Origin of the sequence: Nitrososphaera sp., assembly GCA_039938515.1 — an archaeon.
GTDB lineage: Archaea > Thermoproteota > Nitrososphaeria > Nitrososphaerales > Nitrososphaeraceae > Nitrososphaera.
In genome coordinates this window covers 334862-346027 of the sequence record JBDUUL010000001.1, presented here as the reverse complement: position 1 = coordinate 346027, position 11166 = coordinate 334862, and the positions used below count along the sequence as shown (strand labels likewise).

Sequence of the window (11166 nt, the reverse complement as noted above, 5' to 3'; positions counted from 1 at the left end):
GAATCAATTTTTCGCCTAGTTAATGATAGTACCGGAATACATCCGCAAGATGTACAAAGAGGCAAACCTGAGCTACGAAGACTATCAGGGTTCAGTAGAGACAGAGAACTATGAGAGGTTCCAGCGGCTGGCAAAGCACGAGCAGCAGCCGATAAAGGAAGAAATCTCTAGCGTTTATCGAGTCAGAGACGACGATAACAACGAGTTTCTGTATTACCACGCGATTCTAAAGTCAAAGACGCGCTATAACAAAAAGATCGAGTGTACAACCTCTGAGGTAGGCATCGAGAAAGTTCCGAACATCAGCATGATGCCGCACCGGGTCGACTCAGATCCAAGCAATGACCGACTGGTCCCCGAACTGGACGGCTTTACCACGAAATACACTATTCCTTACACCAAGGAAAACATCGCCAGACTGAAAAAGAATCTGATAAAGAGGCCGAATTTCTATATCGTAGACGACGCGCAGCAGCGCAAGTATCCAATCACGCTTGCAGAACTTGAATCTGCCAAGTTTGACGCCTTGATAGAGATGCACCGGGCTCTGGAGCTAAGAGCTGCCACGGTAGCAGCGCAGACAAGAGACGTACTCGTACCACAGCAGCAGGCAGTCTTCCACGACATACCGAGGTCCTAGATAGTGTCAGCCTTGGCAGTAAAAGAAGACAGGATGCCTACACTTGAGAACGGGATGCGTGCCATCTCTTGCAATTATGCGATTCCGCTTTACATCTGGGAGGAATGGTGCAGGCGCTATCCTACTGGTGACAGGTCTGCCGCACTTGCTTCCTTGATGGCGCAGCACCTAGGCCTTGTGGATCCGCAGGCTCGAAAGGCGGTATTGAGGGCAAGCAGAAAATGATTAACCGCACAGCGACGACTCAGAGCAGGTTCTTCAAGCTGCCAAGGTTTGTCAACCGCGACGAGATAGCACAGTCACAGCTCGGCGGCTACTGCTATCCTCTCGAATACTGGCCCTACGTCAAGGCAATTACCGAGTTTGCAGATAGAAACGAAATCGACCTTGAAAGATACCAGGACGATTTGCTTTATGACGAGCTGGACAGGCTGAGCTTTTTCAAAGACGACAGGTACACCTGGATGACAGACGGGGCAAACTCTGGCAATACTTCGGGCATACTTGCATATGTTTACCGCGACCACGTGGAGCGAAGGGAGCGCGAAAAGGCTGCAGCTGACGCATTGAAGGAGATTGCCTAGATGGCTAACAATCTCACAATAGCAAAAACCAACGCATCCAACCCTAGCAGAAACACCACTTACACCATCAATAATTTCACTGACCTGACAGTCGATCTAAACACGCCCGCAGAGGTAATTGACGTGCTGCAGAGCACCGAGGACCAGGCCACCGTTATCAGTACAATCGGCCCTACCATGACCATCACTTTCAATTACATTATACATGATGAAACAAACAGCGTAGTCTCTGGCGCTGGTGGTACAGTCAAGACAGCGACAGAGCAATTCCGCTATCTGTTCGGCTACCTTGAAGCGACGGACATCTTTGACAACTATACATTTACGTTTGATTTTGGAGACGGGACGCCATTTTCAAAGAACGGCAAGATAGCGAGGATTACTCCTGTCATGACATCCGACGCGCCGATAACTTTCAGATGTACAATACAGCTGGCCGTTGGTGACGTGCCTCACTAGGTGATTAGATGGCAAACAGCATTACCATAGACAAGAACAGCGGCTCTACAGTTTACACAATCAGAAACTTTTACGACCTGACCGTCGACCTCAACACTCCGGCTGACGTGGTTGCGAGCATTCAGGATAACGAGGACAAGGCGATACTAATCAAGATACTTGGCGCCACAATGAACATCACCCTCACTTACAACATTCAGGACGAGGCATCCAGTGTCGTCACCGGTACAGGCTCCCCGGTCAGTACCGCAATCGACCAATTTCTCTATCTATTCAGCACGCTAGAGTCTATCGACGTTCGAGACAACTACACATTCACTTTTGACTTTGGCGGCGGCAAGACGTTTGTAAAGAACGGTCTGATTGGAAAAATCACGCCGGTCATGACGTCAGACGCCCCTATAACCTTCCGCTGTACCATGCAGTTTGTCGTAGGAACCAACCCGTCATAGGTGGATTGCATGGATACAGAACATCTGCAAATAATCAAGATAGCACTAGAGCATCGCATTTCGAAGATAGGCCGTATGCTTGAACAGCCGGGAAGCGCTGCGCTAAAGCAGGACCTGGCAGAAATGCGCGTTCAGACTGTGGCAATCATGTCAAGGCTGGACAATCCGGAGACATTCAAAGACCCGATAGTCAAGGCTGCGCTTGCGCATTATCACGTTGATCTGGTTCTTGAGGTAAAGGCAATAAGCCAGCAGCTTGGCGCGTCGGACATGGCTGGACTGAGGAAGGAAATCGGCCGGTGTGCTGGTCTATTGAAGGTCATTGAGAAGATGCAAGCGAGTTAAAGTATTTACTTCTAGAATCATCATACAGGAGCCAATACGCGAACACATCATCAGCTCTCTTTAATAGATGGTCTTCGAAGCACAAAAGATGTCGTCCGTTGGGCTAGAATTTTTCCCACAAAACATTACACAAAACCGCCAAACCGAATTTCTTATTTGTGAGGATTGTTTCTGGACGGTTTCCCTGCTGGGTGGCTCACCTTATAGGTTTGAAGCATGTCCTCAGTGCAAGAAGGAAGCAATTTCAAGAATACCGATAGGCCCAAAGCAGAAATTTACATAGCCTTCTGATTCAAAACACGGCCTTGAATGTGTGTTCTTTTAGAAGCTCGTATCAATGGTACACTATCAACCGCGCCGCAGAAGGGAATATGATTGAGCGTATTCCAAGCGCGAGTGAGCTAATCATTTTATGGTATTCGTTCATTCATAGACAAGCCGCTGTAGCTCAGCCCGGGAGAGCACTCGACCTTTCTTAAACAAAGAGAAGGAAGGAGTGAAGCTGAAGACCGAGCTGTCGTAAGTTCAAATCTTACCGGCGGCACTAATCTCCGGCAAATGAGCGGCAGTATTCGATATGGTCTTCGCGCTCAGTCATTCAATCGCCCCTTGTTATCTTGACGACTTAGCAATCAAACCAGCTATTTCCTTACGACGCCTTTCAAACTCAGTTCTTGCCCATTCCTCAACAGCACCATGGTCCTTGATAGAATCTCCGGTCATGAGGTAGCATTGAAATTCCCATAAACGACCTAGATATTCTTCTTCGGTTTCGCCTTTCTTTTGAGTCATAAAATCTTGTGCGACATAGGATTGCATTTGTCGATTGGCAGGCCACTCTCTTATTATCTGGCGCTTCAGTCGCTTCCATTCCTGCGGCGGCTTTATTTTTCGACGCTTTGTGATTTTAAAGTGAGCAATTTCGTGCAGTAACGTGAGAAAATACGACTCGCAGGGCTTAAACCTGAACTGTTTCTTTGCTATGTATGGTATCTCATACCCGACAATGCAGCCCCTATCTGCGGCTGTTATATTTGGTGAAATTCTAATGGTATTTGCAGGGAAGTCTGCCTGACCTAACACGCCTTTCTCAAGCTTGCACCATTGAACCTTCGGAGGATTTCGACTGAAGTAACCATTAGCGAATCTTTGGAGTGTATCTAGTCTTGGTCGGTGTGAGACCGGATCAAGAGTTTTGGAGCTCATTGACTTTCTACTCGTCTTCAATTAGAGTTACTTTGACCTTCTTGTCAAGCCATTCTTTTGGAACAAAGACATGAGCTCCAGTACCGCTCTTACTAACCGTGGTAGTGATTTCTTTAACCGGCGGTAACTCCATCCTTCGGGGCATACGGCTCGTGAGCTGGTCCTTCAATTTAAGCTCGCCTTCATAAGATGTAGATAGCATGTATATGACATAGATATAAGATTTGCTCATAAGGTTTGACAAGTCGGCTTTATCAACATGCCATATACATTACATATACATGCAAATGACAACCTTTGTCAAAAGCAGTACGAGCATCCGACAATTCAGCAGCGCGGCAGAGCTTGAAACCTTCCTATCAGGTCAGTTTGTTCAAAAGAAATGCGAAATAGTCTGGGTGGACTTTACGGCCAACGCGGTCTGCATCAGGACCGAGACGTTCACCGATGCAGGCATGGATCCCGAACTGCTGAGCAAATACGGAGTTGAGCTCTGAATGCCATCGCCGGCGTACTGGTCAACCGATGAGCAGGATTTCTTTTGCAGGACCTGCGGCAGAAGGTGCGAGAGTGACGGAAGCGGCCTGTTAGAATGCAGTAATTGCGGATGGACGGACGTTTACACTCCAAGGGGAGGCGTTGCAGCTTGACCAGGACCGAGCAGAAAAAGCCAGAAGAGCGTGATAGCGGCTCACGTTACCAGCAGCTGCGAGCCCTCAAGCTCGCCAAGTACGAAAAGGAATCAATGAAGGATGGCAGCGCTCTCCTGCGTTCGCACCATCTATTGCTCAACTCTGAAAACGACGCTGAAAAGATGGGGTATCCTGAACAAAACGAGTACGACGATACAATCGGATTTGAGGCCACAGTCCACGTTTCAAGAGGGCTGTTCAATGAACTTGAAAACCTTGTACGATACTCTAATTATCAGAGCATCAATGGAGTAGTCGAAGAGGCGCTGAACCACTACTTCGAGCTGGCAATCAACGACCCCGCTATCTTTGGCAGGCTGATGTTTCGGCTGATCGACCGGGGAAATTCACTCAGCGAAGCGCGGCTGGAGCGGATAAGGCAGGAAATGAAAGAGCACAAGTCGAACCTCTTTGGGAGGGGTTAGTCTGAATGAAGCGCATTCCTATCGAGTTGCACCTGACGGAAGGCCAGTACGAAGTCTTGCAGGACATTGCCAGGCACCAGAATGAAGACATTCAGGCTTATGTCACAAGCGCCGTCCTCTCTTCCCTGGACTCTGACCTTGACATTGCACTATCTCCGCAGGACGAGCCGTACAAGCAGGCCCGCGCAAAACTGGACTGGCCGCCAAAGAACAGGCCGAGCCTGAGAAGGTGCATCGTATGCTTTGGCGAGGAAGGCACCTTGGTACAGTACAGCAACGGCCCTTTCACAGGATCATGGCTTGTACATCCTGCATGCAGGCATACGCAGCGCAGCTTTGGCGAGGCTAACTTTCATTTCAGGGTTTGAAATGGTCTGCAGTAACCTCTGCTCAAGGCAAGGCATCCGCGGCGGCACTTACAGCCGCGGCTTTGCCTACTGCTCAAGGTGCGAGTGTTTCTGGCTGCCTGAATCTAACAGGTGCCCTTGCTGCGGCCAGCAGCTCAGGAATGCAAGGCCAAAGGTTACGCCTCAGCCAAACGCAGCTGCCTAAACCTTCTTTCAACTTTCCAATGACATGAATAGCAATAGCCGCACTTAATGCAGACGTGAGCCGTTCTCTTGTTACACTCCGTACATGAACGATAAGTTTCAGACGGCTTTCGCAAGAACGAATGAACGTGCTCCATATTTACAAGCGGCCCGCGGGCGGTCTTAAGCTATAGAGCACCTAAGGGGGAGGGAGTCCGTCACAAAGTCGCAAAGCGCGCATAGTCTCCGGGCTCCGTGTCTAGCGTCCTTATGAAAAAGAACGCTTCGCCGCGTGCAGCCTTCTCGGAGCAAGGGTCGCAGTACCTCTCAATTACGGTGCAGTGCTCTTCTTTGAATAGCAGCTCCTTGGTCGCTCGGCTGCCACAATGAAAGCATATACCTCTAAAGTCCTTGCCTTCGCGTGCTACGTTTACCAATGACGCCTGCCGCACCTGGTAGGGAATACGCACTAGCAGCTAAACTCTGACGGTGAGATAAAAGGCTTGAGCAGGCAAACAGCCTCTCTCATTTAGTTGGTTTAGGTTTACAACTAGGTCTAAAATTAAGAACTTATCGTTAGCCGTGATTCTAGAATGGACCAGGAATGCGTTATAGCAGGCGGAAACGGGCTGGTGTCTGCCGCTAGGCGGTCAGATAACAGAACTCTGGCGGCCGGCAAGTAGTACAAAAAATACATCAGAATGACTAGTATTACTCCTGCAGACACAAGGGCAATCCCTGCAAACAAAATCACTTTCCTGTTGTTTGCCAGCGGGTACCAGCTGCAGGTTCTGATATACATACTATCTCTCGGCCTGAAATGTCAAGAAATTGACGAAACATGTTTAGGGACGCTTCAGACAAGATTTTTATCGAGTATGGGGCGAATTTACTTTATTGAAGCACTTTAGAACGATTCGCCAGTGTGAAATTTGTGGCGATTCTTTCGATTCCGAGTATGGCCTCCAGAAGCATTTGAGCGTCCGTCATCCCCGCACTTCACCGGCCGGAGGGTGGATGAGCAACGAGATTCACGGCGAAGGAGAGTGCTCATGCGGTCATTTTGCCCCTGACGCGAGCATGAAGCGAAATCCGGAGAACTGAGCGGTACAGAAGCTGAGTGTATCTCATAGTGCAAAAGAAACTCTTCGTAATCTATGTAGCAAAGAATGACCAATGGCAAAAACTAGAGTCGGAAGATTGGGAGTACGTCTCCTCAATGGTTCGATTTTTCAAGTGGTGGTCCAACAGGTTCTTTGACTTGGACTTGGATTTTAGCGCCGATATCCTTCCTGTAATCCCTGGCAAGTTATTCGACAGGGTTGGAATTGCATATCTTGCCCGGGACCATAAGGGCAGGGACCCTTCGGTCTTTCACTTTTACTTGACCTACTTCAAGCCACTATGGACCGATTGCAAGACAGAAGGGTATTACGGCGAGGGTTTCGCACAGGCTTACTGGAAACGTACACAAGACGGTAAAGAGGTGGAGGATTTCGCGAGAAGGGAGTTGTTTGCCTCTGATAATTGCCCGCGCATTTCACACGTACTTGCCCACCATCTCCTAAGACTAAAAGGCAGGACCAAGACTGACTACTTTGGGAACGTCCATGAGCTGTGGGACAAGCACCTGTTCAAAGACTTGCCGTTCATTTATTTCGACAGCCAGTTCCACCGGACCCGAAAGGACAGCCAGTTCAAATTTGCAACCATCGATCCCGATGCCATTTAGCATGAATCCGCACCGACCGGGCGGGGTGCTATGACAATGCCTGCCCGAACTAGCAGCCTCATTTCCATGACGCGGATCGGAGCAGTCATTTCTGTCTGCGGAGTGGCCGCGTTCGTTACCTTCACGTTGGTTCTTCTTGTCTTTCCAGTTGTCCAAAAGTGCGAACCCGGGAATGGAGGTAATTGCAAGTTCTATTCGACAGCGCCAGAATCCCTCCAACCCATAGTTAAACCAGGGTTCCTTGCGATATCGCTCTCGCTAATCGCTGCGGGAGTCTTTCTTATCAGACTTACGACATGGCGCGAAGCCAAAAAAACAGGGAGTCGAGTTTAAGATACTCCCGCGGGAATCTTGTGTTCGACATGTTCCAGCTTGTTGTGCTTCTCAAGCTCGGCTTGGGTAAGAAACGTCATGGAACATGTCTTGCACGTCACGCGCGTCGTGTCAGCTTTGGTGGTTGACGCTGCCATTACCAACACTACGCTAACATTCTATTTAACAGCGCTACAGCTTGGAACATAAATACGGCGGACGCCTAAGAGGGCATATGAAGGTCGCCTACACAGACGCGGAGAGGCGGTTCCTCCAAAGCCACGAAGCATGTAGAGTTGCAACCTGCCACGATAACATCCCTCATGTTGTTCCTGTCTCGTACATTTTTTATGACGACTGCATTTGTTTTGCGACTGACTATGAAACGCGAAAATTCTCGAACCTGAAAGGGAACAACAGGATATCTGCGGTAGTCGACGAGTATTCGTCGGTTTCTAATAAAGCCGTGTGCATCCAGGGAAGCGCGTTCCTTATCGAGAAGGGAGATAAGTTCAGGTTGCTTTACAAAATCTTTGAGTCACGGTTTGAATGGGTCAGGCGCGAGCCTTGGGGAGAGGGCGAAGCACCCTTTGTCCAGATCCTGGCTACAAACAAGATCAGCTGGGGGATTTGAGATAGCTGTCTCATTTTGCCAGTAGGGAAAGATTCGAGGATATTGCCGGGGAGATTTGCCGACTGGTGCTACCAGTAAGAGAGACGCTCTATGTCGGAAAAGGGTCAGAGATCGCTATTTGCACGCTGGGGAGCATGGATCTATTGAGGCAAATATCTCGCTCGGCCCTGATGGATAGAATTTGTATTGCAGGGAGGCTGCTCTCCGAAAATGCCGGAATCGACCAAATGCTGCGCTCAGCCCAGGCCCAGCGGGATCTTCGCACCCTGATTGTTTGCGGTCGTGAAGTGCAAGGACACATGCCCGGTCAGGCGCTCGTATCACTGTTCCAGAATGGAATAGACAAGGACGGCAGAATAATAGGCGCTGAAGGTCACAGACCGGTCCTGAGCATGGAACGCTCTGAAGTCAAAGAGATCGTAGAGCGGATTGAATTGGTAGACCTGATAGGCGAAGTCGACTACGAAACGATTGCTCGCTCAGTACCCTGACTGCTGTCTTTTGTGGTTGACTTTGTTCTTTTTTTCATATTCCTCGACCACTGCCGACGCATCCATCCCTAGTTCGATCGAGGCCTGAATCACAAAGTGCCAGATGTCGATAAGCTCCTCTCTGGCTGACTTTTCGTCAAACTCAGAAGACTTTTTCCACCACTTCCAATTTGTGAGCCTCTGCAGTTCTACCGCTTCATGGATTATCGCGGTCGAAAGGGCGGAGACCCTTCCCTCGACGGAAAGCGGGTACCTGCTGAGGTCCATGTTCTGCGTTAGCAATTTCTGCATGGCAAATATCTTTTCAAGGGAGTCCACGAGGCTTGTGTCGGAAACCAGTTATTCAATCGTTTTGCCAAGATATTTTGACATTCGGGACTAATAGTCGGCTTTGCGAAAGCTTTAAGGCATGATGGCTTGTTAACTTTTCCGGATGGTCTCTTCCGGTTCCGGCCGACGGACAGTCGAGCAGACTCCTGCCGCGTCGCAGGCAACCGATTCTAGCTCTCTCGGAAACGTGCTCACAAGTTGTTTGGACTTGCTAAAAATTGAAGACGAGTCAGTAAGAAAGAAGGCGGTCGAGTTTGTAAGCAGCGTGCCTACTGCTACGGTGAACACCTTTGGCAAGCGCACCACGGCGCTCAAAGCAATCGCCGACGCATGCGCTGTAGAGCAGGCTGTCTTTTCGCAATCACAAGTTTGCGATTTTCTAACGGTCGCGGCGAGCGGCATCGACCCGAAGCGCGTAGGTCCAAAAGCCGTTAGCGACTCCACATTTCAGATTTATGTTGACATTATGGAGAATTACGCGAAAGAAGACGAGTCGCGCAAAATTCACTATCCTCGAATTATCGTCGATGCAATCTCGGCATTGGACAGGGGCGTAGACACCCGGGGCGTTTCGGTTGGTGTGTACGGGCTGGAAAGATACTACCAGGCACGCAAGAACACCGCGATAACCGAGAACCCCGAGGCAGCATACTCCGCTCCCGCTAAAGTCGAAATCCCAAAAAGCGATGCTCTCCCTGTATATGCTGAGGACCTAGTCGATAGCCTTGCTCAAATTACTGGAAGATCGAAAAAAGATGTTGAAAGATCTCTTTCTCGCCTCCAGCAGGCGGATGTACGAAAAATTTCCGACCTGTCGGCAAATTTCTCACGCCTGCAAAAGTACAGCAAAATTTCAAACCCCACAGTTTTCAAGAAAGAGGCGGAAAAGGATCTTGGAAAATCGTTGAGTGACAACCAACTCCAGCATGCCTCGAACTCAATCCGCAAAGTTCACATGTATATTGAAAATATCCTGGACAACAAATTTCTGCCCCACGGCACGCATGGAATCAATCACGTCAAGCATAATCTTGAGTATGGCTACCAGCTGATGGGGCTCATGGAGCCCCGCAAAAGAAGGGCTAATTGAGTCCGCGCATCTAGCTTGCTATGGCCCCCCGGCAGGCAGGGGCCGGATTGTGAGCAAAACTTAGCTCCAAATCTTTTCTCTGAAAGTCCACTTCTTGTTAAGCAAGAAGTTGCCAACCGAGGCAGCGGCTACCGCGACTATGAGCGATGGGGCATATGCGACATGGTAAACCTGGACGAGCGCGTAAACCAGGGACAGCTGAAGAACCGCGCCTACTGAACTAAAACCGGCAAACAGGCCGAACTGGATCGCAGTCCTTTTCCTCCGGAAATCCCTGTCCTCGAATGTCCAGAGTTTGTTGAGGACAAAATTCGTGCCAACCGAAAATAGGATGCCGACTATGGTAGCATGAAGAAACCATATTTCAGGGAGTAAATTCTGAAATAGCAACGAGACGACATAATTGACCAGCAGCCCCGATGCGCCGACAGTGTAGAATCTTCCCGCCTTGGACAGAAAGTTGACAGACGTCCTGCTCTCGTGAGACTTTCCCTTTCCGTACCTGTAGAGAGACCAGACAGATCTCATATAGTCTATGATTACCGAGAACTCTAATTTGCTGGAACCGATCGTCCGGTTGCGAAAGATATAGGGAACCTCTTTAATTCTGGCAGTTTTGGCTTTTACAATCATCTCGAGTAGCATCTTGTACCCGATAGGATCGAAAGTAATGTCCTGAATGACGTCTCGCCTGAAGGCGAAAAATCCTGACATTGGATCGGTTATCCTGATTCCGAGCCCGTACTTGGCAATCTTAGTCGCCCCTTTGCTGAGCAGCCTGCGCTTGAAGGGCCAGCCGATTACGGAACCACCCTTCAGGTACCTTGAGGCCACAACTATGTCGCAGTCGTGATTCTGAAACTCGCGCAGGAGCGAAGGGATTGTCTGCGGCGGGTGAGACATGTCGGAATCCATCACCAGAATAATTCGCCCCAATGCGTTCCTAAATCCTTCCAAAATCGCCGAGCTCAGGCCCAACTTTCCGGGGCGCCTTATTACCCGCACCGCCATCCGCGAACCGATATGCCTAGATGCATATTCGTCCGCGATATCCCCTGTCCCATCCGGGGAATTGTCGTCGACGATGATGATTTCGCCAAGAAGGTGGGCGGGCACGGATTCTAAAATGGAATCAAGAAGCAATGAGATATTCTCGGATTCATTATACGTTGGAACAATGATGGAAAGGGGAAGCGTGTCGCGCTTTAGCAGTTCCCCTCGAAGTGGAGCCTCCAACCAGTTAA

Annotated in this window: 21 protein-coding genes and 1 tRNA gene; 15 read left to right on the top strand and 7 right to left on the bottom strand. The window is 49.5% G+C overall.

Annotated elements, in window-relative coordinates:
* Positions 1-22: 22 nt before the first annotated feature.
* The 7 genes from ABI361_02090 to ABI361_02060 all read left to right on the top strand — a co-directional run bounded on the left by ABI361_02090 (position 23) and on the right by ABI361_02060 (position 3024).
* The gene (locus ABI361_02090; protein MEO9319441.1) at positions 23-640 is read left to right on the top strand and encodes a hypothetical protein; all 618 of its coding nucleotides are present in this window, start codon (positions 23-25) and stop codon (positions 638-640) included.
* Between the two features lie 3 nt (positions 641-643).
* Positions 644-865 carry a hypothetical protein gene (locus ABI361_02085; protein ID MEO9319440.1) on the top strand — a complete coding sequence of 74 codons (222 nt, stop codon included), beginning with the start codon at positions 644-646 and terminating at the stop codon, positions 863-865.
* Positions 862-1224, top strand: coding sequence for a hypothetical protein (locus ABI361_02080; protein ID MEO9319439.1), 363 nt, complete (start codon positions 862-864; stop codon positions 1222-1224). The genes ABI361_02085 and ABI361_02080 overlap by 4 nt, the downstream gene beginning before the upstream one ends.
* Entirely contained in the window at positions 1225-1683 is a 459-nt protein-coding gene (locus ABI361_02075) for a hypothetical protein (protein ID MEO9319438.1), read from the top strand.
* Between the two features lie 8 nt (positions 1684-1691).
* Positions 1692-2135, top strand: coding sequence for a hypothetical protein (locus tag ABI361_02070; GenBank protein ID MEO9319437.1), 444 nt, complete (start codon positions 1692-1694; stop codon positions 2133-2135).
* Positions 2136-2144: 9 nt separating this feature from the next.
* Positions 2145-2480: a hypothetical protein gene (locus tag ABI361_02065; protein ID MEO9319436.1), complete on the top strand. Its 336-nt coding sequence runs from the start codon at positions 2145-2147 to the stop codon at positions 2478-2480.
* 437 nt (positions 2481-2917) lie between these two features.
* Positions 2918-3024, top strand: a tRNA-Phe gene (locus ABI361_02060).
* A 68-nt stretch (positions 3025-3092) separates the two neighbouring features.
* Here the strand turns inward: ABI361_02060 and ABI361_02055 are convergent.
* Together ABI361_02055 and ABI361_02050 are read right to left on the bottom strand one after the other, a co-directional pair.
* On the bottom strand, positions 3093-3686 hold the full coding sequence (locus ABI361_02055; protein ID MEO9319435.1) for a hypothetical protein: 594 nt from the start codon (positions 3684-3686) through the stop codon (positions 3093-3095).
* Positions 3687-3693: 7 nt separating this feature from the next.
* Positions 3694-3918 (bottom strand): DUF2080 family transposase-associated protein, encoded by a 225-nt coding sequence (locus ABI361_02050; protein MEO9319434.1) that lies wholly within the window; start codon positions 3916-3918, stop codon positions 3694-3696.
* A 55-nt stretch (positions 3919-3973) separates the two neighbouring features.
* Here ABI361_02050 and ABI361_02045 point away from each other — a divergent pair, with 55 nt between their 5' ends.
* Genes ABI361_02045 through ABI361_02030 form a run of 4 tightly spaced genes read left to right on the top strand, consistent with a single transcriptional unit; the run spans position 3974 to position 5171 of the window.
* A complete protein-coding gene (locus tag ABI361_02045; protein MEO9319433.1) occupies positions 3974-4183 on the top strand; it encodes a hypothetical protein in 210 nt (69 codons plus the stop codon).
* Positions 4184-4336: a hypothetical protein gene (locus ABI361_02040; GenBank protein ID MEO9319432.1), complete on the top strand. Its 153-nt coding sequence runs from the start codon at positions 4184-4186 to the stop codon at positions 4334-4336. It begins immediately after the preceding gene.
* Positions 4333-4803 (top strand): hypothetical protein, encoded by a 471-nt coding sequence (locus ABI361_02035; protein MEO9319431.1) that lies wholly within the window; start codon positions 4333-4335, stop codon positions 4801-4803. The genes ABI361_02040 and ABI361_02035 overlap by 4 nt, the downstream gene beginning before the upstream one ends.
* Positions 4804-4808: 5 nt before the next feature.
* Positions 4809-5171, top strand: a complete 363-nt coding sequence (locus ABI361_02030; GenBank protein MEO9319430.1) for a hypothetical protein — start codon at positions 4809-4811, stop codon at positions 5169-5171.
* Between the two features lie 380 nt (positions 5172-5551).
* Here ABI361_02030 and ABI361_02025 read toward each other — a convergent pair whose 3' ends face one another.
* Positions 5552-5770: a hypothetical protein gene (locus ABI361_02025; GenBank protein ID MEO9319429.1), complete on the bottom strand. Its 219-nt coding sequence runs from the start codon at positions 5768-5770 to the stop codon at positions 5552-5554.
* 695 nt (positions 5771-6465) lie between these two features.
* On the opposite strand from ABI361_02025, the gene ABI361_02020 reads away from it, so the two are divergent.
* Positions 6466-7065 carry a hypothetical protein gene (locus ABI361_02020; GenBank protein MEO9319428.1) on the top strand — a complete coding sequence of 200 codons (600 nt, stop codon included), beginning with the start codon at positions 6466-6468 and terminating at the stop codon, positions 7063-7065.
* Here ABI361_02020 and ABI361_02015 read toward each other — a convergent pair.
* Both ABI361_02015 and ABI361_02010 read right to left on the bottom strand, forming a co-directional pair.
* Positions 7062-7253, bottom strand: a complete 192-nt coding sequence (locus tag ABI361_02015; GenBank protein ID MEO9319427.1) for a hypothetical protein — start codon at positions 7251-7253, stop codon at positions 7062-7064. The genes ABI361_02020 and ABI361_02015 overlap by 4 nt on opposite strands.
* 141 nt (positions 7254-7394) lie before the next feature.
* Positions 7395-7535: a hypothetical protein gene (locus ABI361_02010; protein MEO9319426.1), complete on the bottom strand. Its 141-nt coding sequence runs from the start codon at positions 7533-7535 to the stop codon at positions 7395-7397.
* 77 nt (positions 7536-7612) lie between these two features.
* Here ABI361_02010 and ABI361_02005 point away from each other — a divergent pair, with 77 nt between their 5' ends.
* Together ABI361_02005 and ABI361_02000 are read left to right on the top strand one after the other, a co-directional pair.
* Positions 7613-8011 (top strand): pyridoxamine 5'-phosphate oxidase family protein, encoded by a 399-nt coding sequence (locus ABI361_02005; protein ID MEO9319425.1) that lies wholly within the window; start codon positions 7613-7615, stop codon positions 8009-8011.
* 65 nt (positions 8012-8076) lie between these two features.
* Positions 8077-8502, top strand: a complete 426-nt coding sequence (locus ABI361_02000; protein ID MEO9319424.1) for a tetrahydromethanopterin S-methyltransferase subunit A — start codon at positions 8077-8079, stop codon at positions 8500-8502.
* Here ABI361_02000 and ABI361_01995 read toward each other — a convergent pair.
* On the bottom strand, positions 8491-8820 hold the full coding sequence (locus tag ABI361_01995) for a dUTPase (GenBank protein ID MEO9319423.1): 330 nt from the start codon (positions 8818-8820) through the stop codon (positions 8491-8493). The two genes, ABI361_02000 and ABI361_01995, sit on opposite strands and share 12 nt — an antisense overlap.
* A gap of 115 nt (positions 8821-8935) precedes the next feature.
* Between ABI361_01995 and ABI361_01990 the strand changes: the two genes are divergently transcribed.
* On the top strand, positions 8936-9922 hold the full coding sequence (locus tag ABI361_01990; GenBank protein ID MEO9319422.1) for a hypothetical protein: 987 nt from the start codon (positions 8936-8938) through the stop codon (positions 9920-9922).
* Between the two features lie 60 nt (positions 9923-9982).
* Here ABI361_01990 and ABI361_01985 read toward each other — a convergent pair whose 3' ends face one another.
* Positions 9983-11158: a glycosyltransferase family 2 protein gene (locus ABI361_01985; protein ID MEO9319421.1), complete on the bottom strand. Its 1176-nt coding sequence runs from the start codon at positions 11156-11158 to the stop codon at positions 9983-9985.
* Between the last annotated feature and the right edge of the window lie 8 nt (positions 11159-11166).

Bases quoted from the DNA above. Each gene is read 5' to 3' on its own strand.
- ABI361_02065 (MEO9319436.1), top strand. From the start codon at position 2,145: ATGGATACAGAACATCTGCAAATAATCAAGATAGCACTAGAGCATCGC.
- ABI361_02080 (MEO9319439.1), top strand. From the start codon at position 862: ATGATTAACCGCACAGCGACGACTCAGAGCAGGTTCTTCAAGCTGCCA.
- ABI361_02030 (MEO9319430.1), top strand. From the start codon at position 4,809: ATGAAGCGCATTCCTATCGAGTTGCACCTGACGGAAGGCCAGTACGAA.
- ABI361_02050 (MEO9319434.1), bottom strand. From the start codon at position 3,918: ATGAGCAAATCTTATATCTATGTCATATACATGCTATCTACATCTTAT.
- ABI361_02010 (MEO9319426.1), bottom strand. From the start codon at position 7,535: ATGGCAGCGTCAACCACCAAAGCTGACACGACGCGCGTGACGTGCAAG.
- ABI361_02090 (MEO9319441.1), top strand. From the start codon at position 23: ATGATAGTACCGGAATACATCCGCAAGATGTACAAAGAGGCAAACCTG.
- ABI361_02070 (MEO9319437.1), top strand. From the start codon at position 1,692: ATGGCAAACAGCATTACCATAGACAAGAACAGCGGCTCTACAGTTTAC.
- ABI361_02005 (MEO9319425.1), top strand. From the start codon at position 7,613: ATGAAGGTCGCCTACACAGACGCGGAGAGGCGGTTCCTCCAAAGCCAC.
- ABI361_02055 (MEO9319435.1), bottom strand. From the start codon at position 3,686: ATGAGCTCCAAAACTCTTGATCCGGTCTCACACCGACCAAGACTAGAT.
- ABI361_02040 (MEO9319432.1), top strand. From the start codon at position 4,184: ATGCCATCGCCGGCGTACTGGTCAACCGATGAGCAGGATTTCTTTTGC.
- ABI361_01990 (MEO9319422.1), top strand. From the start codon at position 8,936: ATGGTCTCTTCCGGTTCCGGCCGACGGACAGTCGAGCAGACTCCTGCC.
- ABI361_02075 (MEO9319438.1), top strand. From the start codon at position 1,225: ATGGCTAACAATCTCACAATAGCAAAAACCAACGCATCCAACCCTAGC.
- ABI361_02045 (MEO9319433.1), top strand. From the start codon at position 3,974: ATGACAACCTTTGTCAAAAGCAGTACGAGCATCCGACAATTCAGCAGC.